The sequence below is a fragment of the Streptomyces sp. NPDC043870 genome (assembly GCF_056435785.1).
Genome location: NZ_JBWKDT010000002.1, coordinates 410,639 through 436,687, shown reverse-complemented (window position 1 = coordinate 436,687; position 26,049 = coordinate 410,639). Strand labels below are relative to the sequence as shown.

Sequence of the window (26,049 nt, the reverse complement as noted above, 5' to 3'; positions counted from 1 at the left end):
GGGAGGGTCAGTCCCTCCCGTGCCGCAGGGCCGGGTGGGCGCCGGCGGCGACCAGGTCGGCGACTGCGGCCTTCGGGTCGCGGCCGGTGACCAGGGACTCGCCGACCAGGACCGCGTCGGCGCCGGCGTTGGCGTACGCGATCAGGTCGTGCGGGCCGCGGACGCCGGACTCGGCGATCTTGACGATGCCCGCGGGGATCTCGGGGGCGACGCGTTCGAAGGTGGAACGGTCGACCTTGAGGGTCTTGAGGTCGCGCGCGTTGACACCGATGATCTTGGCACCGGCGTCCACGGCCCGCTCGACCTCCTCCTCGTCATGGACCTCGACGAGCGGGGTGAGGCCGATCGACTCGGCGCGCTCGATCAGCGAGACCAGAGCCTCCTGGTCGAGGGCGGCGACGATCAGCAGGGCGAGGTCCGCGCCGTACGCCCGGGCCTCCCACAGCTGGTAGGACGTGACGATGAAGTCCTTGCGGAGCACCGGGATGTCCACCCGGGCCCGCACGGCTTCCAGGTCCGCGAGCGAGCCGCCGAAGCGGCGCTGCTCGGTGAGGACGGAGATGACGGCAGCGCCGCCTGCCTCGTAGTCGGCGGCGAGTCCCGCCGGGTCGGCGATCGCGGCGAGCGCTCCCTTGGAGGGGCTGGAGCGCTTCACCTCGCAGATGACCTTGACGCCTTCTCCGCGCAACGCGGCCACGCCGTCCTTGGCCTGGGGCGCCTTGGCGGCACGCTCCTTGAGCTCGTCGAGGCTGACCCGCGCCTGCCGCTCTGCGAGGTCGGCGCGCACGCCTTCGATGATCTCGTCGAGCACACTCACGCGAGCGGCCCCCTTCCGGGTGGTTGATCGTGGATCACTGTCAGCTATCTCGATGGTATCCGGAGGAGGGCGAAGGGCCCGCATCCGGTTGACGGCCGTCCCACTACCTGGAACTTCGCCCCGGGTGTCATGGCGCGAGCACCGAGCCGAAGGGCAGGTTCCGTACGACGGTGAAGACCATCAGAACCCCGCCGAGCGCCCACCACCAGGCGGCCCCGAGGCCGATCCGCACCGGCAGGGCTCTGGCCGCGCGGACCAGCCAGACGGTCCACAGGACGGCGAAGACTCCGTACCCGAGGACCGCGAGGGCGTTGGAGCCGAAGGCAGCGCCGAGATCGCCGTGGATGAAGGCGTGCGCGCTGCGCAGCCCGCCGCAGCCCGGGCAGTAGATCCCGGTGAACCGCAGCAGCGGGCAGACGGGGTAGTGGCCCGGCTCGTTCGGGTCGACAGCGCCGACGTAGGCGAAGGCCGCGGCGACACCGGCCAGGACGGCCAGCGGCGGGGCGAGCCTGCGCACGAGCGGCGCGGGTGCGGGCCCTGGTGCCGGGGACGGCCCCGGGGCAGGGGTGGCGGCAGACATGGCATCCACGTCGTGATTGTCCCCCGGTCATGCCGAGAGGCGCAGCCCGGGCTCGGGCCGCGCCTCGTTCGGAGCGTCCAGGGCCTGTCCGGTGGATCAGGCCCTACGGGTCAGGAGGCCGCCGTGGCCTCGGCCGGCACGGGCTGCGCGGCCTGGGCGGGGGCCTGGACCCGGACGGACTTCTGCTCCGGCATGCCGAGACCGGCGGCCTTCATCGCGGCGCCGACGACGCCACCGAGCAGGGTCACGGCCATTCCGGCCCAGAAGCCGAGCGGGTTGGCCGCCACCATGAAGACTCCCGCGATGCAGAAGCCGATGAAGCTGATGGTGACGCCGGTCCAGGCGGCCGGGGTGTGTCCGTGGCTGCTGCCCGCCATGAGTTGCTCCTCGTTGGTGTTGCGCTGTGGGGTGAGCCGGAGGCTCCTGTCCCATTGTCCCGTACGCCTGGGGGTGCCGGGACGTGGGGGTCGTCACTGATCGCGAGTGGGGTCCTCGCCGCGGTCGAGGGCCTTCCACAGCTCCTCGGGCCGGTCCGGGTCGGTCACCGGGCGGGCCTTGCGAGGGCCTCCGCCCTCCCGTTCGTAGCGGCCGGACATCGCGGGCCAGGTCGTCCCGTACCGCAGGGCGAGCAGTCCGGCGAGCAGGATCAGCAGCCCTGCGGCGGCCGTCACATAGGGCCAGGCGGTGTGCGTGAGGGTGTCGATCGTGGCGGCCGAGTCGCCCGTCGTCCGCCGGGCCCGCTCGTCGAGGGCCGCACTGTCGGAGGCGCCGAGGAAAGCGGAGAGAGCCGCGCCCGCGCCGCTCAGGGCGAGCAGCGCGGAGACCAGCATCCGGCCCGCACGGCGGACCGCGAAGACGGCGACGAGAGCGGCGAGACCGACGACGGCAAGGGCGGCGGGGACGCCGGTGACATCGCGGCCGTCGGCGTCGAGGGGCACGCTGCCGCCGCCGGCCGCGGCCGTGCCCTCGGCCCAGGTCTGCCCTGAGGCGAGCAGCACCACGGCGGCGCCGACGGCGCCGAGGAACAGGGCCGCGGCGAGGCTGCGCCGGCCGCTGCCGGCAGCCGCGGCGGAGGGTGCGGTCTCGGTACGGGGCTGGGGTACGGATGCAGCGCTCACGTACCCCACTATCCCTTACGTGTTCCGTTGCCGTTCAGCCGGTTGGCCGTGTGCACGGCGCGCAGCACCGCGGCCGCCTTGTTGCGGCATTCGGTGTCCTCGCCGACCGGGTCGGAGTCGGCGACGATGCCCGCGCCGGCCTGCACGTACGCGGTGCCGTCACGCAGCAGGGCGGTTCGGATGGCGATCGCGGTGTCGGAGTCGCCGGCGAAGTCGAGATAGCCGACGCAGCCGCCGTACAGTCCTCGCCGCGAGGGCTCCAGCTCCTCGATGATCTGCATGGCGCGGGGCTTGGGGGCCCCGGACAGCGTCCCCGCGGGGAAGCACGCGGTCAGTACGTCGAAGGCGGTACGGCCCTCGGCGACCGTGCCGGTCACGGTGGAGACGATGTGCATGACGTGCGAGTACCGCTCGATCGACATGAAGTCGACCACCTCGACCGAGCCGGGCTCGCAGACCCGTCCCAGGTCGTTGCGGCCGAGGTCGACGAGCATGAGGTGCTCGGCGCGCTCCTTGGGGTCCGCCAGCAGCTCCTCGGCGAGGTCGTTGTCCTCCTGCGGGGTGGCGCCGCGCGGGCGGGTGCCGGCGATCGGGTGCACCATGGCGCGCCCGTCCTCGACCTTGACCAGCGCCTCGGGGCTGGAGCCGACGACGTCGAAGCCGCCGTCCTCGTGGGGGAAGCGCAGCAGGTACATGTACGGGCTCGGGTTGGTGGCCCGCAGCACCCGGTAGACGTCGAGGGCACTCGCCGCGCACGGGGTCTGGAAGCGCTGCGAGGGCACGACCTGGAAGGCCTCGCCCGCGCGGATGCGCTCCTTGATGTCGTCGACGGCCTCCTGGAACTGCTCGCCGCTCCACATGGGCCCGGTGTACGGGGGCAGCTCGGACGGCGGCAGGGCGTGCGGCTGGTAGTCGACGGGCCGGGCCAGATCGGCCTCCATGGCGTCGAGACGGGCCACCGCGTCCGCGTACGCCTCGTCGACGCCCGTGTCGAGGTCGTTGTGGTTGATCGCGTTGGCGATCAGCAGGACGGAGCCGTCCCAGTGGTCGAGGACGGCGAGGTCCGAGGTGAGCAGCATGGTCAGCTCGGGCAGCTTCAGGTCGTCCCGGCCGTGCTCGCCGATCTTCTCCAGCCGGCGGACGATGTCGTAGCCGAGGTAGCCGACCATGCCGCCGGTGAAGGGCGGCATGCCGTCACCGAGCAGCGCGGCGAGGTCGCGAGGGGTGTGCAGGGCCTCGACGGTGGCACTCAGGGCCTTGAGCGGGTCGCCGTCCGTGGGGACGCCGACCGGCGGGGTGCCGAGCCAGTGGGCCTGTCCGTCGCGGACGGTGAGGGTGGCGGCCGACCGTACGCCGACGAAGGAGTAGCGGGACCAGGAGCGGCCGTTCTCGGCGGATTCGAGGAGGAAGGTGCCGGGCCGCTCCGCCGCGAGCTTGCGGTAGAGGCCGACCGGGGTGTCGCCGTCCGCGAGGAGACGGCGGCTGACGGGGATGACGCGGCGGTCGGCCGCCAGCTTGCGGAAGGTCTCGAGGTCCATGGCGTCCGACCCTACTGGCCCAGGCTGAGCACGTCGGCGTCGAAGCAGGTGCGGGCGCCGGTGTGGCAGGCGGCGCCGGTCTGGTCGACCTGGACGAGGACGGTGTCGGCGTCGCAGTCGAGGGCGACCGACTTGACGTGCTGGACATGGCCCGAGGTGTCGCCCTTGACCCAGTACTCCTGGCGGCTGCGGGACCAGTAGGTGGCGCGGCCGGTGGTGAGGGTGCGGTGCAGCGCCTCGTCGTCCATCCAGCCGAGCATCAGGACCTCGCCGGTGTCGTACTGCTGGGCGATGGCCGGGACCAGGCCGTCGGCGCTGCGCTTGAGGCGGGCGGCGATGGCGGGGTCGAGTGCGCTGGGCGTAGAGGGCGTGCCTGTCATGAGGTCATTGTGCCGCGCCCGCGGGACGGGAACGGCGATGCGTCCACTGGGCGGACGTGGCGCGGCGGTCGTAGGCTGACCGGCATGTCGACACATGCGAAGCGTGAACGACTTCTGCTCGCCGATCTTCTGGAGGCGGCGGGCCCGGATGCTCCGACGCTGTGCGAGGGCTGGACCACCCGGGATCTGGCGGCCCATGTGGTGGTGCGTGAGCGCCGCCCGGACGCGGCCGCGGGAATTCTGCTGAGTCTTCTGAAGAGCCGGCTCGACCGGGTACAGGCCGAGTTCGCGGCGAAGCCGTACGAGGAGCTGATCCAGCTGATCCGTACCGGCCCGCCGACATTGTCGCCGTATGCGATCAAGCCGGTGGACGAGGGGGCGAACACGGTCGAGTTCTATGTGCACGCCGAGGATGTCCGCCGGGCGCAGCCGGACTGGACGCCCCGGGAGCTGGACCCGGTCTTCGCCGACTCGCTCTGGTCCAGGCTGGAGAAGTCGGCCAGGGTGCTGGGCCGCAAGTCGCCGGTGGGTGTGGTGCTGCGCCGCCCGGACGGGCAGACGGCGGTCGCGCACCGCGGCACCCCGGTCGTGACGGTGACCGGGGAGCCGGGTGAGCTGACGATGTTCGCCTTCGGCCGGCAGGACGCGGCCAAGGTGGAGCTGGAGGGTGACAAGGAAGCGATCGACAGGGTGGGAAGGGCCCAGCTGGGGATGGGTGGGACCTGAGGGCGGCCCTCAGGGGAGCTCAGGGGAGCCGGCCATGCCGCCCGGCTCCGGTCACACGCGGTCCGGCTGGAAGCCCGGGTCGGCGGGACCCTTGCGTCCGAGGGCGTTGGCCACCCACTGCGCGACGATCCGGTCCTTGGGGGCTTGGTCGTGCTCGGTCAGGGAGAGCGGGCACGTGTCCTGGAGGGAGCGAGCGTCGAGCCCCTCCCGGCCGTGCGGTAGGCCACATGGACGTGCGGCGCGGCACCGGCCGGCGCTCCTGGGCGCATTGATCACGAGCGTTGTCAGGCACTCGGGGAGGCCGGCGTGGCCGTTGGGGTCGCCTGGGCCGATGGGGCCGGGTGGCCGGGGGCGAGAGCCGCGGCGATCCGGTTCATGATCGTCTCCGCCGCGTTGCCCTCCGGGGTTTTCGCGCCCTTGGTCGTGGAGACCGCGATGGCCAGCTTCTCGGCGGGCAGATAGGCCTGGACGGCGGCGTATCCGGAGAACGACGGGTTCGTCATGATCCAGTCGTTCACCACGATCACGCCGACGCCGAAGTGCTTGGCCTCGGTCATGGCGAGGCAGACCGTCGCGGGGCAGGTCTTCGTGGCGCCGCCGAGTCCGACCGTGCCGGGGTCGAGCTGCGTCTTGAACCCGGACTCGGAGAGCAGCTCGCCCGAGCCGATGGCCTCCGCCGAGCGGGCCAGGTCGCAGATGTGTGTGGTCAGGACCGCGCCGGGGGCGGTGGTCCACGAGGGGTTCCAGAAGGTGGATTCCTCGTAGCGCCCCCGTTCCGAGGTGAAGGCGTGCAGCACGGGCTGCGGAATCTCGGGGGTGAAGGCGTTACGGGTGTCGCGCAGTCCCAGGGGATCCATGACGCGCTGTTTCAGCAGCACGTCGAGCGGGGTTCCGGTGATCTTCTCCAGGGCGGCGCCGAGAAGCACGAAGTTGGCGTGGGAGTAGTTCCAGCTCGTGCCCGGCTCGTACCAGAGGGGGTGGGCGGCCGAGTAGCCCACCAGTTCCTCGGGCGTCCAGTGGCGGAACGGCGCCGCCTCCACCGCGGCGATGAACTTCGGGTCGGTGACGTAGTCATGGAGCCCCGAGGTGGAGTCGCCGAGCATGCGCAGGGTGATCCGGTCGGCGTGCGGCGCGTCGGGCAGCCATCGGGAGACGGGGTCGTCGAGGCCGGCCTTCTTCTCGTCGACCAGCTGCAGCAGGACCGCGCCCATGTAGACGATCGCCACCGATCCGGCGCGGAAGTGCATGTCCGGTCGGGCCGGTACGCCTGTCATCGACTCGCCCAGAGCGGTCGTGAAGACTTCCTTGCCGCCCTTGGAGACACGCAGCACCACCGAATTGAGCTTCAGTTCGCTCTTGGCCTGCTGGGCGATGCGCAGGACCTGGCGGGCCGGTCCGCCCCTGGGCGGCGGGGAGCTGACGCAGGAGCCGTCGCTCCCGCCCGGGGCCCGGACGGCCGTGGCAGCGGCCGTGGCCTGGGTGCTCGCGGCGATGAGTGTCGCGACGGCGAGCAACGCCGCCGACCTGGTGGGTCTCATACCCGCACTATGCGCGCGATCGCCGTGAAGCGCCTCGCGGGACCGGGCTCGCGTCCACCCTTCGGGCGGTGTGCCCGAAGGGTGGATGCGGCGAAGCTACCTGACGGGATGTCCCGCCTCGCGCAGCGTCTCCTTGACCTGGCCGATCCGCAGGTCGCCGAAGTGGAAGACGGAGGCGGCGAGCACCGCGTCCGCGCCGGCGGCGACGGCGGGCGGGAAGTCGGCGAGCTTGCCCGCGCCGCCGGAGGCGATCACCGGGACCGTGACGTGCTTGCGGACGGCCGCGATCATCTCGGTGTCGTAGCCGTCCTTCGTGCCGTCCGCGTCCATCGAGTTGAGCAGGATCTCGCCCGCGCCCAGCTCGGCGGCCCGGTGGGCCCATTCGACGGCGTCGATGCCGGTGCCGCGGCGGCCGCCGTGCGTGGTCACCTCGTAGCCGGACGGCGTGGTGGTGCCTTCCGGGGTGCGGCGGGCGTCCACGGAGAGCACCAGCACCTGCCGGCCGAAGCGCTCGGCGATCTCGCGGATCAGCTCGGGCCGGGCGATGGCCGCCGTGTTGACGCCGGCCTTGTCCGCCCCGGCGCGCAGCAGCTTGTCGACGTCGTCCGCCGAGCGGACGCCGCCGCCCACCGTGAGCGGGATGAAGACCTGCTCGGCGGTGCGGCGCACCACGTCGTACGTCGTCTCGCGGTTGCCGGACGACGCCGTGATGTCGAGGAAGGTCAGCTCGTCGGCGCCCTCGGCGTCGTACAGCTTGGCCATCTCGACCGGGTCGCCGGCGTCCCGCAGGTTCTGGAAGTTGACTCCCTTGACGACCCGGCCGTTGTCGACGTCCAGGCAGGGGATGACTCGGACAGCGAGGGTCATGACTCCGAAGCTCCGTTCTCTCCGGCGGATTCTCCGGCGGACCGGACCGCCTCGACCTCGACCTCCACGACCAGTCGGGGGTCGACGAAGCCGGAGACGATGATCATCGAGGCTGCCGGGCGGACGGCGTCGAACAGCTCCTTGTGGGCGCGGCCGACCTCGTCGACGTCCCGGGCGTGCGTGATGTACATCCGGGTGCGGACCACGTCCGCGGCGCCGAGGCCGAGTTCCTTCAGCGCGCCGAGGGCTACGTTGAAGGAGTTGACCGCCTGGTCGTACGGGCCGCCGTCGACGATCGCGCCGTCGATCACCGACGTACAGCCGGAGACCAGCACCATGCCGTTCGGCAGCTCGACCGCGCGGGAGTAGCCGAAAGCCTCCTCCCAGGGGCTGCTGCCGGCGACGCGGCGGACGGCACCGCTCATCGTGACACCACCGCGAGCGCCTCTTCCAGGGTGAACGCCTTGGCGTAGAGCGCCTTGCCGACGATCGCGCCCTCCACGCCCTGGGGGACCAGCTCGGCGATCGCGCGCAGGTCGTCGAGCGACGAGACGCCGCCCGAGGCGACGACCGGCTTGTCGGTGGCGGCGCAGACGTTGCGCAGCAGCGCCAGGTTGGGGCCCTGGAGGGTGCCGTCCTTGGCGATGTCGGTGACGACGTACCGCGCGCAGCCTTCGGAGTCGAGGCGTGCCAGGGTCTCGTAGAGGTCTCCGCCGTCGCGGGTCCAGCCGCGGCCGCGCAGGGTCGTGCCACGTACGTCGAGACCGACCGCGATCTTGTCGCCGTGCTCGGCGATGACCTTGGCGACCCACTCGGGGGTCTCCAGCGCGGCGGTGCCGAGGTTGACCCGGGTGCAGCCGGTGGCGAGGGCGGCGGCGAGCGAGGCGTCGTCGCGGATGCCGCCGGACAGCTCGACCTTGAGGTCCATGGCCCCGGCCACCTCGGCGATCAGCTTCCGGTTGTCGCCGGTGCCGAAGGCCGCGTCCAGGTCGACCAGATGCAGCCACTCGGCGCCCGCCCGCTGCCAGGTGAGGGCGGCCTCCAGCGGGGACCCGTAGGAGGTCTCCGTACCGGACTCGCCGTGCACGAGGCGGACGGCCTGGCCGTCGCGGACGTCGACGGCGGGGAGGAGTTCAAGCTTCTGAGCCATGATCAGAGGGTCTCGATCCAGTTGGTGAGGAGCTGGGCACCGGCGTCGCCGGACTTCTCGGGGTGGAACTGGGTGGCCCACAGCGCGCCGTTCTCGACGGCCGCGACGAAGGGCTCGCCGTGTGTCGCCCAGGTGACCTTCGGGGCGCGCATGGCCGGGTTGGTGATCTCCAGGCCCCATTCGTGCACGGCGTACGAGTGCACGAAGTAGAAGCGGGCGTCGGCGTCGAGGCCGGCGAACAGCTCGGAGTCCTCGGGGGCCTTGACGGTGTTCCAGCCCATGTGGGGGACGATCGGGGCCTTCAACGGCCCGACGACGCCGGGCCACTCGTCCAGGCCTTCGGTCTCCACGCCGTGCTCGATGCCGCGCTCGAAGAGGATCTGCATGCCGACGCAGATGCCCATGACGGGCCGGCCGCCGGAGAGCCTGCGGTCGATGACCCAGTGCCCGCGGGCCTCCTGGAGTCCGGTCATGCAGGCGGAGAAGGCGCCGACGCCGGGGACGAGCAGTCCGTCGGCGTTCATGGCCTTGTCGAAATCACGGGTGATCTCGACATCGGCGCCGACGCGGGCGAGGGCGCGCTCGGCGGAGCGGACGTTGCCGAAGCCGTAGTCGAAGACGACGACCTTCTTCCGCTCGCTCATGACCACACGTCCAGTCGCAGGACGCCCGCGACGAGGCACATGCCGGCGCCGACGGAGAGCAGCACGATCAGGCCCTTGGGCATCTGCTGCTTGGCGAAGGAGTACACGCCGCCGAGCAGGAAGAGCCCGAGGACGATCAGAATCGTGGAAAGACCGGTCACGGCTACAGGGCGCCCTTCGTGGAGGGAAGAATTCCGGCGGCGCGCGGGTCGCGCTCCGAGGCATAGCGCAGGGCTCGCGCCAGCGCCTTGAACTGGCACTCCACGATGTGGTGCGCGTTGCGCCCGTACGGGACGTGGACGTGCAGAGCGATCTGCGCCTGGGCGACGAAGGACTCCAGGATGTGCCGGGTCATCGTCGTGTCGTACGCGCCGATCATCGGCGCCATGTTCTCCGGCTCGGTGTGCACGAGGTACGGGCGGCCGGAGAGGTCCACGGTCACCTGGGCGAGCGACTCGTCCAGCGGGACGGTGCAGTTGCCGAATCGATAGATCCCCACCTTGTCGCCCAGGGCCTGCTTGAAGGCGGCGCCGAGCGCGAGGGCGGTGTCCTCTATGGTGTGGTGGCTGTCGATGTGCAGATCGCCGTCGGTCTTGACCGTGAGGTCGAACAGACCGTGGCGGCCGAGCTGGTCGAGCATGTGGTCATAGAAGCCGACCCCGGTCGACACATCGACCTTTCCGGTGCCGTCGAGGTTGATCTCGACGACGACGGACGTCTCCTTGGTGGTGCGCTCAATTCTTCCAAAACGCTCAACGCGAGTCACGAGCTCTGCTCCTTCTTCAGTGCGCGAACCGCATCGAGGAACGCGTCGTTCTCTTCGGGGGTGCCGGCGGTGACCCGCAGCCGGCCCGGTACGCCGTTGTCGCGGACCAGGACGCCCCGGTCGAGGATCTTCTGCCACATGGCGTGGGCGCCGCCCTCGCCGTCGAACCGTCCGAACTGGACGAAGTTGGCGTCGGACTCGGTCACTTCGTAACCGATGGCGCGCAGCTCGGTGACCAGCCGGTCCCGCTCCACCTTGAGCTGCTCGACGTACTTCAGCAGCGTATCGGTGTGCTCCAGGGCGGCGAGGGCCGTGGCCTGGGTGACGGCGGAGAGGTGGTAGGGCAGCCGCACGAGCTGGACGGCGTCCACGACGGCCCGGTGCGCGGCGAGATAGCCGAGGCGCAGGCCGGCGGCGCCGAAGGCCTTGGACATGGTCCGCGACACGACGAGGTTCGGCCGGCCCTCGATCAGCGGCAGCAGCGAGGGGCGGTGGCTGAATTCGACGTACGCCTCGTCGACCACCACTATCGCCCCGGCAGTCGCAGCCTTGGCCTCCTGCGCGGCCTCGTAGAGCGCGAGGACCGTCTCGGCGTCGACGGCGGTGCCGGTGGGGTTGTTGGGCGAGGTGATGAAGACGACGTCGGGCCGGTGCTCGGCGATGGCATGAGCGGCGGCATCGGCGTCCAGGGTGAAGTCGTCACGCCGCGGTCCGGAGATCCAGCCGGTGCCGGTGCCGCGGGAGATCAGTCCGTGCATCGAGTACGAGGGCTCGAAGCCGATGGCGGTACGGCCGGGCCCGCCGAAGGTCTGCAGCAGCTGCTGGATGACCTCGTTGGAGCCGTTGGCCGCCCAGACGTTCTCGACGGCGAGGGGGTGCTTGCCGGTGCGGGTGAGGTACTTCGCGAGCTCGGTACGCAGCTCGACCGCGTCCCGGTCGGGGTAGCGGTTGAGGCCGCGCGCGGCCTCCCGCACCCGCTCGGCGATCCGCTCCACCAGCGGCTCGGGCAACGGGTACGGGTTCTCGTTGGTGTTCAGCTGTACGGGGACGTCGAGCTGGGGCGCGCCATAGGGGGACTTGCCGCGCAGCTCGTCCCTGATGGGGAGATCGTCGATGTCGACGTCGCCGGTGCCGACGTGCTCCGCGTCCACGTGCTCCGTGCCCACTTGCTCCGTGCCCACTTGCTTCGTGCTCACTTGCTTCGTGCTCACTTGCTCTCGGGTACCTTCCAGCCGAACCTTGCCTTCAGCGCGGCGCCGTGCGCCGGGAGGTCCTCCGCCTCCGCCAGCGTCACCACGTGGTGGGTGACCTCGGCCAGGGCCTCGCGCGTGTAGTCCACGATGTGGATGCCGCGCAGGAAGGACTGGACGGACAGACCGGAGGAGTGGCAGGCGCAGCCGCCGGTGGGCAGTACGTGGTTGGAGCCGGCGCAGTAGTCGCCGAGGGAGACCGGTGCCCACGGGCCGACGAAGATCGCGCCCGCGTTGCGGACCCGGTTCGCGACGGCCGCCGCGTCGGCCGTGTGGATCTCCAGGTGCTCGGCGCCGTACGCGTCGACGACGCGCAGGCCGTCCTCGATGCCGTCGACCAGCACGATCGCGGACTGCTTGCCGGAGAGGGCCGGGACGATCCGGTCCTCGACGTGCTTGGTCGCGGCGATCTGCGGCTCCAGCTCGCGCTCGACCGCGTCCGCCAGCTCGGGCGAGTCGGTGACCAGGACGGCGGCGGCAAGCGGGTCGTGCTCGGCCTGGCTGATCAGGTCGGCGGCGACGTGGGCCGGGTCGGCGGTGGCGTCGGCGAGGACCGCGATCTCGGTCGGGCCGGCCTCGGTGTCGATGCCGATCCGGCCGGTGAAGTAGCGCTTGGCGGCGGCGACCCAGACATTGCCGGGGCCGGTCACCATGTTCGCCGGAGCACACCCGTCGGGTCCGGAGGTCCCGTACGCGAACATCGCGACGGCCTGGGCGCCTCCCGCCGCGTACACCTCGTCGACGCCGAGCAGCGCGCAGGCGGCGAGGATCGTCGGGTGCGGCAGTCCGCCGGCTGCATCTCCTTCGAAACGGGGCCTCTGCGGCGGTGACGCGAGCGCGATGGATTCGACGCCGGCCTCCTGCGCCGGTACGGCGTTCATGATCACGGACGAGGGATAAACAGAACGCCCGCCCGGCGCGTACAGCCCAACGCGCTCGACCGGAACCCACTTCTCGGTCACCGTGCCGCCCGGTACGACCTGGGTGGTGTGCGTCTGCCGGCGCTGCTCGCGGTGGACGATCCTGGCGCGCCGGATCGACTCCTCGAGTGCCGCCCTGACCTGGGGGTCCAGCTGCTCGAGCGCCTCCGTGAGAGCCTTCGCGGGCACCCGCACCCGCTCCAGCGTCACACCGTCGAACTTCTCCGCGTACTCGATCAGCGCCGCTGTGCCGCGATGATGCACGTCCTCGCAGATCGGCCGCACCTTCTCCAGGGCGGCTTCCACGTCGAAGTCGGCACGGGGCAGCAGATCGCGCAGGGCCCCGCCCTGGGGGAGGGCGGCGCCGCGCAGGTCGATACGAGCCAGAGAAATTGATTGCAGCACGGGTCAATTCTCGCAGACGGTCACCGACAGCCGGTCTCTCGTATCACTGACTGATACGCGTCAGATCACTCCCACCCGTCTCCCGACCACCACTTCTCACTGAGGCGCTCTCGCGCCGCCCCTCTGGTTTCAGAAGTCGTTCATGACCACTAGCGTTCAGTCCGTTACGCAGCGGGAAGAACGGCTGTACGAACCGGGGGCAACCGGGAAAGCGAGGGGGCGGCATTGACCGAGCCGCAGGGCATCGACGTGCCCGACGATCTCACCACCGCAGAGCAGACCATGTGGACCGCGTTCGAGCACGGGAGGACCTGCGACCTGCGTGACGGCAATCCGCTGCTGAACGATCCCTTCTCGGGCCGTGAGTGGGGCCCGGACCGCAGCGTGCGCGCCGATGTGATCGCGATGCTGCTGCTCAGCGGTCCGGCCGCGCGCCCCGGGCGGGTCTGCGCGCTGAAGCTGCGCGGCGCGTACATCACCGGGAAGCTCACCCTCGGCGGCGGAACGATCGGGCCGTACGTCGAGCTGACCGGCTGCCGCTTCGAGAGCGAGCTGGCGTTACCCGAGGCGCGGTTCACGACACTGCGCATGGTCGGCTGCGCGATACCGCGGCTGGAGGCCGCCCGGCTGCACACGGAGGGTGATCTGCATCTGCCGCGCTGCCGGATCGAACGCGGGATGCGGCTCACGGACGCGCAGATCGGCACGGATCTGCTGATCAACCAGATCCAGGTGCGGCCGGACCGGCGGGGCCGGGCGATCGCCGCGGACGGACTGTCGGTGGCCCAGGACCTCCAGGCCGAGCTGATCGACACGTACGGCGAAGTCAGCCTGCGCGGCGCGAAGGTCGGCGTGTCGCTGAGCCTGCGCGGCAGCCGGCTGCGCGCGGTGGAGGGGCGCCGCGCGCTGAACGCTCCGCAGCTGACGGTGGAGCGCACGCTCTACATGACGCGGGCGTGGGTGAATGTGGCGGGCGACCAGGGGACCACTCCCCCGTTCGGCATCACCAACGCCGCCGGCGGGCGGGCGCCCGGCGCGCAGGAGCGGCGCTTCGAATGCCATGGCGGGGTACGGCTGGACGACGGGCGCTTCGGCGACGCGGTCGACTTCCACAAGGCCCGCTTCGTGCTGTCCGACGCCCGGCGCGAGGAGCTGTCGCTGCGCAGGATCGTCACACCCGAGCTGCGCTTCAACGGAGAGCGGCCGGAGCAGGGACGTGTCGTGCTGAACGGCGCGAAGATCGTCACGCTGATCGATCTGTCGACGAGCTGGCCGGGTCCCGGCGGGCTGGCGATGGGCGGTTTCGTGTACGAGAACCTCGTCCCGTACAGCCGCTTCCCGCTGGCCCGGCGGCTGGAGTGGATCGCGGCCGCGACCCCCGAGTACGCCCCGGAGCCGTACGAGCGGCTGGCGACCGTCCTGCGCAACAGCGGCGAGGACGCGGACGCGCGCGAGGTGCTGCTCGCCAAGCAGCGCCGGCGCCGCGAGACCCTGCCGCTCGCGGCGAAGCTCTGGGGCTATCTCCAGGACTGGACGGTGGCGTACGGCTACCGGCCGGGCCGGGCCGCACTGTGGATGGCGGTGCTCTGGGCGGCGGGCGCGGTGGCGTTCTCGCGCTACGACCCCTCGGCGATCAAGCCCGACGAACACCCGGAGTGGAACCCGTCCTTGTTCGCCCTGGACCTGCTCCTCCCAGTGATCAATCTCGGCCAGGACGGCTACTGGCGCCTGGAGGGCCGCTGGCAGTGGGCCGCGGCCGCGCTGATCCTGCTCGGCTGGATCCTCGCGACGACGGTCGCGGCGGGTGCGTCACGGCTGCTGCGCCGCGGCTAGGGCGTGTTGCGAAAGTAGCGCCGTCCGCCCGGAGGGCGGGGGGCCCGCGGCGTCTGGTGCGTGCGACCGCAAGGCGGTGGGGGCACCTCCCAGCGGTAGCTGGGGGAGATCGTCCTCGTACTGGACGTACTTGGATGAGTCCGACAACGCAGCGAGGGTGCGCGCCAGGCGTCGCGGGCCAGGCGGGACTTTCGCAACACGCCCTGGGGCCTGTCTTCGGATCAGCCCGGCAAGATCCGAAGACAGGCCCTCGGGCGGGCGCGCGCAAGGGCGTCCCGTAGGTGGGCCGGTTCGCGCCGGAGGCCCGCCGGACGGGGATCGGCGACCCCCGGCGCCGCGGTCACGGCCGTCGTTCCGGCGTCCGCCGCCGCACCGGGGATCGGTGGCCCACGGCGCCACGGTCACGGCGGTCGCACCGGCGTCCCTTGCACGATCGTCCGCGCCGGTCGCTCGCGCCGGTGGCCGGGGCGCACGGCGGTCGGGCGGACAACCGCCCGGCGGGCTCGGTGTGCGCCCCCGCGCGCTTCCGATTACGCGCTCCTTTGCGGTTTCTTGACCTGACTCAGGACAACCATTCCACCTGCTACCAAAACTTCACAGATGCCCTCTGGCGCGCCCTCGACCTGCGGCTTTCAATGGTCCGCACCATGTCTCTGCTCCGTGCTCTGATCAGCACCGCCCGCATGGTCCGGCACACCCCGCGGCTCGGCGACGGGCTGTCCCCGGACGACGCGGTACTGCTCGACGCCCCCGACGAGCGGCTCGGGCCCGCACTCGTCGCGGCCGCGGTCGGCGACCACGAGCCCGCCGCCAAGCTGCTCGCCACTTCGCGCGACGCGGCCGAGTGGGAGAACCGGGACCGCTATGTGATGCGGCTCGCGGCGTTCGCCCACGGCCGGGACGACTGGCTGGCCGGGTGGCTCGCGGCCTCGCCCCGTGATCCCGACGCCCTGCTCGTGAAGGCTGAACTCGCGGTCCGCAGAGCCTGGGAGTCGCCCGCGCGCACCGAGCGGCTGCGCGAGGTCGGCCCGCTCATCGACGCCGCGGCCGAGGGCGATCCGCGCGACCCCGTGCCCTGGCGGGTCGCACTCGACCACGCGCGCGGCACCCACGCCACCCACACCGCCTTCGAGTCGCTGTGGGAGCAGGCCGTGCGCCGCTCCTCGCACCACTACGGCTGCCATGTCGCGGCGCTCCAGTACCTCTCCGCCCACTGGTACGGCTCGCACCGCGAGTGCTTCGACTTCGCCGAGCGGGCGGCCGAGGACTCCCTCCCCGGCTCGCTCGTGCAGGCCCTGCCGGTGCGGGCCGCGTTCACGCTGCTGCTGGCCGGCGCCTTCAGCTCCGTACAGGCCGACCGCATCGACGCCGCCGCGGACCGGGCGATCGCGCTGTCCGAGCGCTACCCGGAGGCCGACCCCTGGCCGGCGGAAGTCCGCAATCTGCTCGTGTACGTGCTGATCGCACGCGGCCGCTGGGCCGAGGCCCTGGAGCAGTTCCGGACGATCGGCCCGTGTGCGACGTCGTTCCCGTGGAACTGTCTGACGGACGATCCGCTGGGCCAGTTCCTGGAGGCCCGTGACGGCGTCCGGATCGAGGTGGCGTCCTCGGTACCGATCCGCCGCGGGAGCCGGATCGGACAGTTCCGTACGGGTCACGGGCAGGCGGCCGGACGCAGCCCCTCCGGCGGCCATTACGCTTAACCGCTGTGACCACCGCTCGCCTGCCCCTCTTCCCGCTCAACGCGGTGCTGTTCCCGGGCCTCGTCCTGCCGCTGAACGTCTTCGAGGAGCGGTATCGCGCCATGATGCGCGAGCTGCTGAAGACCGACGAGTCCGAGCCGCGCCGCTTCGCCGTGGTCGCCATCCGCGATGGCCGCGAGGTCGCGCCGACCGCTCCCGGGCTGCCCGACCAGACCGCGCTGCCCGAGAAGGGCCCCGCCGCCGGCTTCGGCACCGACCCGATCCAGGCGTTCCACCGGGTCGGGTGCATCGCGGATGCCGCGACGATCCGCGAACGCCCGGACGGCAGCTACGAGGTGCTGGCCACCGGCACGAGCCGGGTCAAACTGCTTTCCGTCGACGCGAGCGGTCCCTTCCTCACGGCCGAACTCGAAGAGATCCCGGAGGAGTCGGGGGACGGCGCCGGCGCACTCGCCGAAGGCGTGCTGCGGGCTTTCCGCAACTACCAGAAGCGGCTGGCGGGCGCGCGTGAGCGTTCGCTGTCCACGGGCGCGGAGCTGCCGGACGAGCCGTCCGTGGTGTCGTACCTGGTGGCCGCCGCGGCGGTGCTGGACACCCCGTCGAAGCAGCGACTGCTGCAGGCCCCGGACACCGCGACCCGGCTGCGCGAGGAGCTGAAGCTGCTGCGCTCCGAGACCGCGGTGATACGGCATCTTCCGTCGCTGCCCGCAGTCGATCTGACGCGCGCTCCGACGAGCCCCAACTAGCCCCGATCAGCTCCGATCAGCTCCAATCAGCCGCAACCAGTGGGACCCGTCCGACCAGTCCGAAGCGCATCGCTGAATCCGAAGCGCTTCGACGAGTCCGGCGCACACCGACCAGTTCGAGGACCGAGACCTTGGCGAAGAAGTCCAGGAAGCAGCAGGGCGGCACCCCGGCGACGGTGGCGCTGACGGCCGCGGGAACGGCGTTCACCGTCCACGCGTACGAGCACGACCCGGCGACTCCCTCGTACGGGGAGGAGGCCGCGGAGGCCCTCGGCGTCGCCCCCGATCGGGTCTTCAAGACCCTCGTGGCGGACGTGGACGGCGAACTGACGGTGGCGGTCGTCCCGGTCGCCGGACAGCTCGATCTGAAGGCCCTGGCCGCGGCGGTCGGCGGCAAGCGTGCCGCGATGGCCGACCCGGCGGCCGCCGAGCGCACCACCGGCTACGTGCGCGGGGGGATCTCCCCGCTCGGGCAGCGCAAGCGCCTGCGGACGGTCCTGGACGCCTCGGCCTCGGCCCACCCGACGATCTGCGTCTCGGCCGGCCGCCGTGGACTGGAGGTCGAGCTGTCCCCCGCGGACCTGGCGGCGCTCACGGGCGCGGTGCTGGCGCCGATCGGTCGCGCGTAACAGGGCGTGCGCGGGACCTCGACGGCGGTCCCGTCCTCGGCTACGACCGAAGGACATCCCGATCCGAGGGGGCGCCGTATGTCGAAGCGCACGCGTAAACGCAAGTGGCGGCTCCGGAAGCGCCGCGCGAACCACGGCCGTCGGCCGGCGTAGCGAGGAGAGGGGCCGGCCCCCTCCGGTGGAGCCCGTCCGGCGACTGAGGCGCGGGGGTTAGGGGCCGGCCCCCACACGGCCGAGCCGCACCTCGACACAGCGGGACGGGGCGGAGCCCGGACCAGGCGCAGCGGCTGACCCGGACCGCACGGCCGGGCCGGTCTGGGCGGACCCGGACCGGCCGGGCCCGCGCGTCAGCCCCGGTTGTCGTAGGGCAGCGGGGGCGCCCAGTCCGGCTCCGGGTCGCGGGGGCCGAAGAGCGCCGTCAGGCCGAGGTGCACGACCATCGCGGCGACCGGCCACGCCAGCAGCGCGGCCTTCGCCCGGAGCTGGAGCGGGGCGTCGAAGGGGACACCCGGGCCGACCGCCCGGGCATGGGCGACGATGTCGTGGGCCGGGCCGAACCAGTAGCCGATGCCCCAGCCCAGGGCCGAGCCGAGCAGGCCGCCCACGGCGAGCGCGGCGACCAGCGCGATGCCTCCGCGGCGGTGGAACCAGAAGACGACGGCGGCGCTGAGCACGCCGAGACCGAGCGCCAGCAGGGCGAACGTGCCGTCCGCGCCCGCGGCCTCCTCGCCCTCCGTGTCCGCGACGAAGACCGCCTTGTCGGTCGCGATCAGCTGTACCCGCGGCGCCAGCCACAGCCAGAGCAGGCCGAGCACGATCCCCGCGAGCGCCACGGCCAGCAGCACGACAGCGGCTTGCCGGGCCTCCTTCTTCATGTCCTGCCCTTCTCCGTCCGGGTGGGGGACGGGATACGGGTGGTACCGGGTCGCGTCGTGCGACGGCGGCTGGTGAGGCGGGGTCAGGGGTGCGGTCACCATGACATCGTGCCAAACGTCCCCGTGGGACGCCTCACCGGACCGCGGCCCGCCGGTACGCCCAGGTCGCGACGGCCAGCGAGACCACGCCGACGGCTGCGCAGACGGCGAGGTCCAGTGCGACGGCCGGCCACTGCGGCTGCGCGTCGAAGCTGCGGGCGAGAGCCTCGACGCCGTACGTGGACGGCAGAAGATCGCGCGCGTACGTGATCGGCTCCGGGAGGCGGCCGGCCGGCAGTACGCCCAGGAGCAGCGCCGCGGACATGCCCAACTGCCCGAGCAGAGTGGCGAGTTCCTGGCGCGGGGCGAGCAGTCCGAGAGCGGCGCCGAGCCCGGCGAGAGCGGCGCCCGCGAGCGGGATCACGGCGGCCAGCACCCACAGATGCGTCAGCGGCAGCCCGAAGAGCACCGAGCCGATGACCGCGGTCACCACCGTCCCGGGCACGGTGAAGGAGGCGTACGCCCCGGCCGCGCCGAGAACGACCGCGGCGGGCGGCACGGGCAGCGTCGCGTAGTGGTCGAGGCCGCCGCCGGCCCTGAGCTGCCCGAAGTACTGGGCAAGAAGATTGAGCGCGACGAACGCGACGACAAGGACCGCCGACCCGGCGACGACGGCGCGCGCCTCGGCCCCGCCGTCGACCACACCGCGCATGAGCACCATGATCCCGACGGACTGGAACGTCGCGACGAAGAGCAGCGGGATCCTCGCGACCCGTGCCCGGGACAGCTGGGCACGGTACACCGCGGCGAGCGCGGGCATGAGCCGGGCCCGGGGCGCGAGCGGCGCGGCCGCCGCCCCGGACGGTGCGCCGGACGCCTCCCGCACACTCGCGGACACGGCCTCCGCAGGCACGATGCTCACCTGGCGCTGCTCCTGTTCCCTACGTGCAAGTTCGGTACGTACAAGACCGGTACGTGCAAGTTCGGTGCGTGCAAGTTCGGTGCGTGCAAGTTCGGTGCGTGCAAGATCGGTGCGTGCAAGATCGGTGCGTGCAAGTTCGGTGCGTGCAAGATCGGTGCGTACGAGATCGCTACGTGCGAGTTCGATATGCGCGTGTTCAGGACGTGCGAGGGCTCACAGCTCACGCCTTCACCAGTCCCTTCGTCGCATGACCGCCGAGCGCCAGGTACACGTCCTCCAGGCTCGGCGTGGCCAGCGTGAAGTCGTCGAGAGCGGCGAAGGCGGCGCCGCCGGTCACCGCGGCCACGGCCGCGCGGGCCTCTTCCGGGGCGAGGCGGAGGACCCAGCGGCGTCCGGACTCCTGGGCGGAGAGGCGCAGTGCCGCGACCTCGGGGACGTCGAGCGGGGCCCGCTCGCGCCAGACCAGCTCGACGCGGACCTCGCCCGCGATGCGCTCCTTGAGCCCGGCGGGCGTGTCGCAGGCGATGACCTTGCCGCGTTCCAGCACGGCGACGCGGTCGAGGACGGTCTCGGCCTCGATGACGTTGTGGGTGACGAGCACCACGGTCACGTCGTGCTCGGCGCGGCGGCGGTCCACCGCGGCCCAGACCGCGCGCCGGGCCACCGGGTCCATCCCGGTGGTGGGCTCGTCCAGCACCAGGACCGGCCGCTCGCCGACGAGGGTGGCGGCGAAGCACGCGAGCCTTCGCTGGCCCCCGGAGAGCTTCTTCAGGGGCCGGCCGGCCAGCCCGGTCAGGCCGAGCTCCTCCAGCACGGCGTCCCGCTCGGCCCGCGCCTCTCGTACGCCGAGGCCGCGCAGCCGGCCGGTGGTCTCGGCGGCGAGCGCGACGGTCAGCTCGTCGAGGGCGGTGGATTCCTGGCCGAGGTAGCCGATGAGGCGCGCCGCCCGCTCGGGGTGGCGTACGAGATCGTGGCCGAGCACGTCGACGCTGCCGGAATCCGGCCGCATGAGACCGGTCAGCTGGCGGACGAGCGTGGACTTGCCTGCGCCGTTGGGACCGAGCAGCCCGAAGATCTCGCCACGCCGCACTTCGAGGCCGATACCGTCGTTGGCACGCACCTCGGGGGTCGCGGGAGTCCCTCGCCGGGCGCGCGCGGCGGGGTACGTCTTGACCAGATCCCGCACCACGCACACCGTACTCACGAGGGACGAGCCTACGGGGTCCGCGGACCTACTCCCCCGCGGGGGCGCGTTCCGCAGCGGCACGGACGTCGATCTCGCGCCAGAATCCGGCCCGGATCGCATAGCGGTCGTGCTCGTCGATCTGGTCATCCTTGTGCGCGAGCAGTCCGAAGCGGGCCGCGTACCGCAGCAGTTCGCCGTCGATGCGGTGCGGGATGCGCGGGTACATGGTGGACAGTTTCTGTACGTGCGCCGGGTCGGGCAGCCGCTCCATCCAGCGCCGCGCGAAGACCTGTCCGACCTCGAAGGGGTCGCCGCCGACCGTGGTGATGTCCTCCTCCCGGTCGGCCCAGCGCTGCTCGGCGCTGGTGAGCTGCGCGAGGGTGGGCAGCGACGCGGTCTCCGGGGGCTCGCCGAGCGCGCCGTTGCCCGGGCGCTCGATCCAGCCCTTGTCGGAGGACCAGCGCAGGGTCGCCCCGGCCGGCTGCCGGTCGGCCGCGACGGCCGGGCCACGCAGGCCCGCGAGGTCCTTGGGGGTGGGAACGCCCTTGCCGTGCGGGCCGCCGGGGGTGCCCATTCCGTTCTCCGTACCGCCACCGGCGGCCGGGGCGGACGTTCCGTTCCGTACCTGCGCCACCTGGGCACGGGCTTCCTCCGCGCGCTCCGCGGACGCGGCGAGGGCCGCTTCGGGAAGAGGGGCGGAGAGGATGGCCGCGATCTCGGGGCGGGGCGCGGGCGGCGGGGCGCAGACGCCGGTGAACTCCTTGGCCCGTACGGCCTGGGTGATCCAGGCGCGGTCGAGGACGCGCCGCTCGTCGGCCTCGGCGACCAGGTCCTCCGACTGGTTGTAGTCGCCGTCGGCGGCCTGCACGGCCCAGAGGTGGACGGCGACGCCGTGTTCCTTGGCGGACATCAGTCCGGGCAGCAGATCGCCGTCGCCGGTGACGAGCACGACATCGGAGCAGGCTCGATTTCTGGCCAGTTCGGTGAGTTCGGCGTGCATCGCGGCGTCGACGCCCTTCTGGGCCCAGCGGCCGTCGCTGCGGGTCAGGGCGCCGAGCCGGACGGTGACCCGGGGCATGACCCGGAGCCTGCGGTGTTCGGGCTGGGGGACGCGGTCGGGGGCGCCGTCGAACCAGTAGATACGTAGCAGCGGACGTTCCGTGTCGGCCTCGGCACGCTCGCGGAGGGCCTGGATGAGGGCGGTGTGGTCGACGGTGATGCGGGAACGGGCCGGCTCTCCGGCGAGGAGACTCGCGGCGGCGCCCAGCAGATAGCCGGCGTCCACCAGGACGACGCAGCGGTCCACGTGTTCCACCCTCTTTCGGGAACCTCGGGAACGGAAGTTGCTTCGGGTTTCCTTCGAGTCTGCCCGACCGCCGGAAGGTTGACGGCCGGAACTCGATCATCGGCGTGGCGGATCGTGAAGCCGCACCGTAACAGCGGTCCGTTACTCACCGCAATGATCCGAAATGCGACGCTTGAACGGCTATGTGAGTCTGATGGCGGCCCGGGCCCCCGTCTGATGGCGGCCCCGGCCCCTGGATCCCACACGGAGGCAGCACCATGGCCAAGAACAAGCAGAACCGTAAACAGGCGGCCGCATCGAGTGCCGAGCGCGGCACGCAGCAGGCGAAGAGCGCGTCGATCGAGGCGCAGGCCGAGCAGCGGGCGACGCAGGTCACTCCGACCGATGTGGCCCACAAGGGCCGGCAGAAGCGCTTCGGCCACAACTGAGCCGACTGACGCGCTGTCCGAGGACATACGCGTGAGGGGCACGCCCGGCGCCGGGCGTGCCCCTCACGCGGTGCATGCGATGCACTCAATGCACCCGATGCACCCGATGTTTCGCCTCCGCGGCCTCAGCCCGCCAGGCAGGACGGGCCGAGCAGGACCTTCAGATCGCCGAAGAGCGCGGGATCGGGCTGCACCCGGTGCCGGTCGAGGCGGAGCACGGTGGTCTTGCGGGCGCCCTGGAGCTTGATCCGCACCTCCGTATTGCCCTTGTGGTGACCGAGGATCTCGCCGAGCCGGCTGACCATGGGCGGGGTGACCTTCACCGTGGGGATGGTGATCACCACGGGAGCGTTGGTGCCGGCCGATGAGAGGTCGGGGACCATCAGCTCCATCGCGACGAGCCGCGGCACGTCCTCCCGCTTGTCGAGCCGTCCCTTGACGAAGACGACCGTGTCCTCGACGAGCTGGGTGGACACCAGCTGGTACGTCGCCGGGAAGAACATGCACTCGATGGAACCGGCCAGGTCCTCCACGGTGGCGATCGCCCACGCGTTGCCCTGCTTGGTCATCTTCCGCTGCAGGCCCGAGATGATGCCGCCGATGGTGACGACCGCCCCGTCCGCGTGCTCCCCGCCCGTGAGCTGGGAAATCGCCGCGTCCGTCTTGTCACTGAGCACATGCTCGATGCCGAAGAGCGGGTGGTCCGAGACATAGAGGCCGAGCATCTCGCGCTCCTGCGCGAGCAGATAGGACTTCTCCCACTCGACGTCGGAGAACTCGACGTCGAGGCCGAAGCCCGGCTCGCTGCTCTCCTCGTCGCCCATCCCGCCGAAGAGGTCGAACTGGCCCTCGGCCTCCTTGCGCTTGACCGCCACCACGTTGTCGATCATGGGCTCGTGCTGGGCGACCAGCCCCTTGCGGGTGTGTCCCATCTCGTCGAAGGCGCCGGCCTTGATGAGCGACTCGATGGTCCGCTTGTTGCAGACGACCGCCTCGACCTTGTCGAGGAAGTCGGGGAAGGACGTGTACTTCCCCTTGGCCTTGCGGCACTTGATGATCGACTCGACGACGTTCTGTCCGACGTTCCGGACGGCGGTCAGGCCGAAGAGGATCACGTCGTCGCCCTGCGCGGCGAAGTTCGACTCCGACTCGTTCACATTGGGCGGCAGGACCTTGATGCCCATGCGGCGGCACTCGTTCAGATAGACGGCGGACTTGTCCTTGTCGTCCTTGACCGAGGTCAGCAGGCCCGCCATGTACTCGGCGGGGTGGTTCGCCTTGAGGTACGCGGTCCAGTACGAGACCAGGCCGTACGCGGCGGAGTGCGCCTTGTTGAACGCGTAGCCGGCGAAGGGGACCAGCACGTCCCACAGGGCCTGGATGGCCTCGTCGCTGTAGTCGTTCTTCCGCGCGCCCGCCTGGAAGATCGTGAAGTTCTTGGCCAGCTCCTCGGGCTTCTTCTTGCCCATCACACGGCGGAGGATGTCGGCCTCACCCAGCGAGTAGCCGGCGATGATCTGCGCGGCCTTCTGCACCTGCTCCTGGTAGACGATCAGGCCGTAGGTGACCGCGAGCACCTCTTCGAGCGGCTTCTCCAGCTCCGGGTGGATCGGGGTGATCTCCTGCTGGCCGTTCTTGCGCAGGGCGTAGTTCGTGTGGGAGTTCATGCCCATCGGGCCCGGCCGGTACAGGGCCGAGACGGCGGAGATGTCCTCGAAGTTGTCGGGCTTCATCAGCCGCAGCAGCGAGCGCATCGGTCCGCCGTCGAACTGGAAGACGCCGAGGGTGTCGCCGCGCTGGAGCAGTTCGAAGGTCTTGGGGTCGTCCAGCGGCAGGGCCAGGAGATCGATGTCGATCCCCTTGTTGGCCTTCACCATCTTGACGGCGTCGTCCATGATCGTGAGGTTGCGCAGGCCCAGGAAGTCCATCTTCAGCAGGCCGAGCGACTCACAGCTCGGGTAGTCCCACTGGGTGATGGTGACGCCGTCGGTGTGCCTGACCCACACGGGGACGTGTTCGGTGATGGTCTCGCTGGACATGATCACGCCGGCGGCGTGCACACCCATCTGACGGACCAGGCCCTCGACGCCCCGTGCGGTGTCGATGACCTTCTTCACGTCCGGCTCGTTCTCGTACATCCCCCGGATCTCGCCGGCCTCGCTGTAGCGCGGGTGCTGGGGATCGAGGATGCCGGAGAGCGGGATGCCCTTGCCGAGGACGTCGGCGGGCATCGCCTTGGTGAGCCGGTCGCCCATCGCGTACGGGTAGCCGAGCACCCGCGCGGAGTCCTTGATCGCGTTCTTGGCCTTGATGGTGCCGTACGTGCCGATCATGGCGACCTTGTCGGCGCCGTACTTCTCGGTCACATACCGGATCACCTCGACGCGCCTGCGCTCGTCGAAGTCGATGTCGACATCAGGCATCGAGATGCGCTCGGGGTTGAGGAAGCGCTCGAAGATCAGTCCGTGCGGGATGGGGTCCAGGTCGGTGATGCCCATGGCGTACGCGACGATCGAACCGGCCGCCGAGCCTCGGCCGGGGCCGACCGCGATGCCCTGCTTCTTGGCCCACATGATGAAGTCGGCGACGACGAGGAAGTACCCGGGGAAGCCCATCGAGATGATGGTGTCCATCTCGTACTCGACCTGCTTGAGGCGGTCCTCGGGGATGCCGCCCGGGAAGCGGCGCTCCATGCCGCGCATGGTCTCCTCGCGGAACCAGGTGACCTCGGTGTAGCCCTCGGGGATGTCGAACTTCGGCATGAGGTTCCGGGCTTCGAACATCCCGGAGGTGTCGATCTGCTCGGCGACCAGCAGCGTGTTGCGGCAGCCCTCCTGCCAGGCGTCGGACGAGTCGATGGCGTACATCTCGTCGGTCGACTTCAGGTAGTAGCCGGTGCCGTCGAACTTGAAGCGGTCCGGGTCCGACAGGTTCTTGCCGGTCTGGATGCAGAGCAGCGCGTCGTGGGCACCCGCCTCGTGCGCGTACGTGTAGTGCGAGTCATTGGTGACCAGCGGCGGGATGCCGAGCTTCTTGCCGATCTCGAGCAGACCGTCGCGGACGCGGCGCTCGATCTCGATGCCGTGGTCCATCAGCTCCAGGAAGTACCGGTCCTTGCCGAAGATGTCCTGGTACTCGGAGGCGGACTTCAGGGCCTCGTCGAACTGGCCGAGGCGCAGCCGGGTCTGGAGCTCGCCCGAGGGGCAGCCGGTGGAGGCGATGAGCCCCTCGGACCACTGGGCGATGGTCTCCTTGTCCATCCGCGGCCACTTCTGCAGCCAGCCCTCCGCGTACGCGTCCGACGACAGCCGGAAGAGGTTGTGCAGTCCGGTCCTGTTCGCCGCCCAGATCGTCTTGTGGGTGTAACCACCGGAACCCGAGACGTCGTCCCGCTTCTGGTGGGGCTGGCCCCACTGGATCTTCCGCTTGTTCCGCCGGGACTCGGGGGCGACGTAGGCCTCGATACCGATGATCGGGGTGACTCCGGCCTTCTTCGCGGAATGGAAGAAGTCATAGGCGCCGTGAAGGTTGCCATGGTCACTCATGGCGATGTGGGTCATGCCCATCTCGTTGCAGGCGCTGAACATGTCCTTGAGCCGCGCGGCACCGTCCAGCAGCGAGTACTGGGTGTGGACGTGGAGGTGCGTAAAGGGCGGCTTGGTCACGACGGAAGGCCTCCGGGC

Annotated in this window: 26 protein-coding genes; 6 read left to right on the top strand and 20 right to left on the bottom strand. The window is 71.2% G+C overall.

Translation table 11 applies throughout. The features are described 5' to 3' along the window. Nucleotides 1-7 precede the first annotated feature (7 nt). The 6 genes from trpC to hisI form a co-directional block, all read right to left on the bottom strand. Nucleotides 8-817: an indole-3-glycerol phosphate synthase TrpC gene (trpC, locus tag AC0699_RS04430; RefSeq protein ID WP_478655432.1), complete on the bottom strand. Its 810-nt coding sequence runs from the start codon at nt 815-817 to the stop codon at nt 8-10. Nucleotides 818-944: 127 nt separating this feature from the next. Further along, nucleotides 945-1,397 (bottom strand): DUF2752 domain-containing protein, encoded by a 453-nt coding sequence (locus tag AC0699_RS04425; RefSeq protein ID WP_478655524.1) that lies wholly within the window; start codon nt 1,395-1,397, stop codon nt 945-947. A 110-nt stretch (nt 1,398-1,507) separates the two neighbouring features. Next, complete coding sequence (locus AC0699_RS04420; protein WP_478655430.1) at nt 1,508-1,774, bottom strand: HGxxPAAW family protein; 267 nt, start codon at nt 1,772-1,774, stop codon at nt 1,508-1,510. Between the two features lie 93 nt (nt 1,775-1,867). Next, the gene (locus AC0699_RS04415; RefSeq protein ID WP_478655427.1) at nt 1,868-2,524 is read right to left on the bottom strand and encodes a TIGR02234 family membrane protein; all 657 of its coding nucleotides are present in this window, start codon (nt 2,522-2,524) and stop codon (nt 1,868-1,870) included. Further along, nucleotides 2,524-4,053, bottom strand: coding sequence for an anthranilate synthase component I (locus tag AC0699_RS04410; RefSeq protein ID WP_478655425.1), 1,530 nt, complete (start codon nt 4,051-4,053; stop codon nt 2,524-2,526). Before AC0699_RS04410 ends, AC0699_RS04415 begins: the two co-directional genes overlap by 1 nt. 11 nt (nt 4,054-4,064) lie before the next feature. After that, the gene (hisI, locus tag AC0699_RS04405; protein WP_478655422.1) at nt 4,065-4,433 is read right to left on the bottom strand and encodes a phosphoribosyl-AMP cyclohydrolase; all 369 of its coding nucleotides are present in this window, start codon (nt 4,431-4,433) and stop codon (nt 4,065-4,067) included. Nucleotides 4,434-4,517: 84 nt separating this feature from the next. Here hisI and AC0699_RS04400 point away from each other — a divergent pair, with 84 nt between their 5' ends. Next, a complete protein-coding gene (locus AC0699_RS04400) occupies nt 4,518-5,159 on the top strand; it encodes a TIGR03085 family metal-binding protein (RefSeq protein ID WP_478655419.1) in 642 nt (213 codons plus the stop codon). A 284-nt stretch (nt 5,160-5,443) separates the two neighbouring features. Here AC0699_RS04400 and AC0699_RS04395 read toward each other — a convergent pair whose 3' ends face one another. The 9 genes from AC0699_RS04395 to hisD all read right to left on the bottom strand — a co-directional run bounded on the left by AC0699_RS04395 (nt 5,444) and on the right by hisD (nt 12,696). Next, entirely contained in the window at nt 5,444-6,697 is a 1,254-nt protein-coding gene (locus AC0699_RS04395) for a serine hydrolase domain-containing protein (protein WP_478655417.1), read from the bottom strand. Nucleotides 6,698-6,793: 96 nt separating this feature from the next. After that, nucleotides 6,794-7,564: an imidazole glycerol phosphate synthase subunit HisF gene (gene hisF / locus AC0699_RS04390; protein WP_478655415.1), complete on the bottom strand. Its 771-nt coding sequence runs from the start codon at nt 7,562-7,564 to the stop codon at nt 6,794-6,796. After that, a complete protein-coding gene (locus AC0699_RS04385) occupies nt 7,561-7,989 on the bottom strand; it encodes a Rid family hydrolase (protein WP_478655413.1) in 429 nt (142 codons plus the stop codon). The genes hisF and AC0699_RS04385 overlap by 4 nt, the downstream gene beginning before the upstream one ends. Then, complete coding sequence (priA, locus tag AC0699_RS04380) at nt 7,986-8,714, bottom strand: bifunctional 1-(5-phosphoribosyl)-5-((5-phosphoribosylamino)methylideneamino)imidazole-4-carboxamide isomerase/phosphoribosylanthranilate isomerase PriA (protein WP_478655411.1); 729 nt, start codon at nt 8,712-8,714, stop codon at nt 7,986-7,988. The genes AC0699_RS04385 and priA overlap by 4 nt, the downstream gene beginning before the upstream one ends. A gap of 2 nt (nt 8,715-8,716) precedes the next feature. Next, nucleotides 8,717-9,358 carry an imidazole glycerol phosphate synthase subunit HisH gene (gene hisH, locus AC0699_RS04375; RefSeq protein WP_478655408.1) on the bottom strand — a complete coding sequence of 214 codons (642 nt, stop codon included), beginning with the start codon at nt 9,356-9,358 and terminating at the stop codon, nt 8,717-8,719. Further along, nucleotides 9,355-9,519: a hypothetical protein gene (locus AC0699_RS04370; RefSeq protein ID WP_469768451.1), complete on the bottom strand. Its 165-nt coding sequence runs from the start codon at nt 9,517-9,519 to the stop codon at nt 9,355-9,357. Before AC0699_RS04370 ends, hisH begins: the two co-directional genes overlap by 4 nt. 2 nt (nt 9,520-9,521) lie before the next feature. Next, the gene (gene hisB, locus AC0699_RS04365; protein ID WP_478655522.1) at nt 9,522-10,097 is read right to left on the bottom strand and encodes an imidazoleglycerol-phosphate dehydratase HisB; all 576 of its coding nucleotides are present in this window, start codon (nt 10,095-10,097) and stop codon (nt 9,522-9,524) included. Between the two features lie 23 nt (nt 10,098-10,120). Then, complete coding sequence (locus tag AC0699_RS04360; RefSeq protein WP_478655520.1) at nt 10,121-11,275, bottom strand: histidinol-phosphate transaminase; 1,155 nt, start codon at nt 11,273-11,275, stop codon at nt 10,121-10,123. Nucleotides 11,276-11,331: 56 nt separating this feature from the next. Then, nucleotides 11,332-12,696 (bottom strand): histidinol dehydrogenase, encoded by a 1,365-nt coding sequence (hisD, locus tag AC0699_RS04355; protein WP_478655517.1) that lies wholly within the window; start codon nt 12,694-12,696, stop codon nt 11,332-11,334. Nucleotides 12,697-12,924: 228 nt separating this feature from the next. Here hisD and AC0699_RS04350 point away from each other — a divergent pair, with 228 nt between their 5' ends. The 4 genes from AC0699_RS04350 (at nt 12,925) to ybaK (ending at nt 17,610) form a co-directional block, all read left to right on the top strand. Continuing rightward, on the top strand, nt 12,925-14,532 hold the full coding sequence (locus AC0699_RS04350) for an oxidoreductase (protein WP_478655405.1): 1,608 nt from the start codon (nt 12,925-12,927) through the stop codon (nt 14,530-14,532). Between the two features lie 635 nt (nt 14,533-15,167). Further along, nucleotides 15,168-16,235 carry a hypothetical protein gene (locus AC0699_RS04345; RefSeq protein WP_478655403.1) on the top strand — a complete coding sequence of 356 codons (1,068 nt, stop codon included), beginning with the start codon at nt 15,168-15,170 and terminating at the stop codon, nt 16,233-16,235. A 5-nt stretch (nt 16,236-16,240) separates the two neighbouring features. After that, complete coding sequence (locus tag AC0699_RS04340) at nt 16,241-16,981, top strand: LON peptidase substrate-binding domain-containing protein (protein ID WP_478655400.1); 741 nt, start codon at nt 16,241-16,243, stop codon at nt 16,979-16,981. 131 nt (nt 16,982-17,112) lie between these two features. Further along, nucleotides 17,113-17,610, top strand: coding sequence for a Cys-tRNA(Pro) deacylase (gene ybaK / locus AC0699_RS04335; protein ID WP_478655397.1), 498 nt, complete (start codon nt 17,113-17,115; stop codon nt 17,608-17,610). 347 nt (nt 17,611-17,957) lie between these two features. On the opposite strand, the gene AC0699_RS04330 is transcribed toward ybaK, so the two are convergent. The 4 genes from AC0699_RS04330 to AC0699_RS04315 form a co-directional block, all read right to left on the bottom strand. Then, a complete protein-coding gene (locus AC0699_RS04330; protein ID WP_478655394.1) occupies nt 17,958-18,587 on the bottom strand; it encodes a hypothetical protein in 630 nt (209 codons plus the stop codon). Between the two features lie 31 nt (nt 18,588-18,618). After that, nucleotides 18,619-19,446: an ABC transporter permease gene (locus AC0699_RS04325; protein WP_478655391.1), complete on the bottom strand. Its 828-nt coding sequence runs from the start codon at nt 19,444-19,446 to the stop codon at nt 18,619-18,621. Nucleotides 19,447-19,666: 220 nt separating this feature from the next. Continuing rightward, nucleotides 19,667-20,641 (bottom strand): ABC transporter ATP-binding protein, encoded by a 975-nt coding sequence (locus AC0699_RS04320; protein WP_469768531.1) that lies wholly within the window; start codon nt 20,639-20,641, stop codon nt 19,667-19,669. A gap of 37 nt (nt 20,642-20,678) precedes the next feature. Further along, nucleotides 20,679-21,947, bottom strand: coding sequence for an NYN domain-containing protein (locus AC0699_RS04315; protein WP_478655388.1), 1,269 nt, complete (start codon nt 21,945-21,947; stop codon nt 20,679-20,681). Between the two features lie 248 nt (nt 21,948-22,195). On the opposite strand from AC0699_RS04315, the gene AC0699_RS04310 reads away from it, so the two are divergent. Continuing rightward, the gene (locus AC0699_RS04310) at nt 22,196-22,366 is read left to right on the top strand and encodes a hypothetical protein (RefSeq protein ID WP_469768444.1); all 171 of its coding nucleotides are present in this window, start codon (nt 22,196-22,198) and stop codon (nt 22,364-22,366) included. Between the two features lie 125 nt (nt 22,367-22,491). Here AC0699_RS04310 and dnaE read toward each other — a convergent pair whose 3' ends face one another. Then, entirely contained in the window at nt 22,492-26,031 is a 3,540-nt protein-coding gene (gene dnaE, locus AC0699_RS04305) for a DNA polymerase III subunit alpha (protein ID WP_478655384.1), read from the bottom strand. Nucleotides 26,032-26,049: the final 18 nt, after the last annotated feature.

Coding starts and splice junctions, on each gene's coding strand:
- AC0699_RS04345 (WP_478655403.1), top strand. CDS start 15,168: ATGGTCCGCACCATGTCTCTGCTCCGTGCTCTGATCAGCACCGCCCGC.
- AC0699_RS04410 (WP_478655425.1), bottom strand. CDS start 4,053: ATGGACCTCGAGACCTTCCGCAAGCTGGCGGCCGACCGCCGCGTCATC.
- priA (WP_478655411.1), bottom strand. CDS start 8,714: ATGGCTCAGAAGCTTGAACTCCTCCCCGCCGTCGACGTCCGCGACGGC.
- AC0699_RS04395 (WP_478655417.1), bottom strand. CDS start 6,697: ATGAGACCCACCAGGTCGGCGGCGTTGCTCGCCGTCGCGACACTCATC.
- AC0699_RS04400 (WP_478655419.1), top strand. CDS start 4,518: ATGTCGACACATGCGAAGCGTGAACGACTTCTGCTCGCCGATCTTCTG.
- AC0699_RS04385 (WP_478655413.1), bottom strand. CDS start 7,989: ATGAGCGGTGCCGTCCGCCGCGTCGCCGGCAGCAGCCCCTGGGAGGAG.
- hisF (WP_478655415.1), bottom strand. CDS start 7,564: ATGACCCTCGCTGTCCGAGTCATCCCCTGCCTGGACGTCGACAACGGC.
- hisI (WP_478655422.1), bottom strand. CDS start 4,433: ATGACAGGCACGCCCTCTACGCCCAGCGCACTCGACCCCGCCATCGCC.
- AC0699_RS04420 (WP_478655430.1), bottom strand. CDS start 1,774: ATGGCGGGCAGCAGCCACGGACACACCCCGGCCGCCTGGACCGGCGTC.
- AC0699_RS04310 (WP_469768444.1), top strand. CDS start 22,196: ATGGCCAAGAACAAGCAGAACCGTAAACAGGCGGCCGCATCGAGTGCC.
- AC0699_RS04330 (WP_478655394.1), bottom strand. CDS start 18,587: ATGGTGACCGCACCCCTGACCCCGCCTCACCAGCCGCCGTCGCACGAC.
- hisH (WP_478655408.1), bottom strand. CDS start 9,358: ATGAGCGAGCGGAAGAAGGTCGTCGTCTTCGACTACGGCTTCGGCAAC.
- AC0699_RS04425 (WP_478655524.1), bottom strand. CDS start 1,397: ATGTCTGCCGCCACCCCTGCCCCGGGGCCGTCCCCGGCACCAGGGCCC.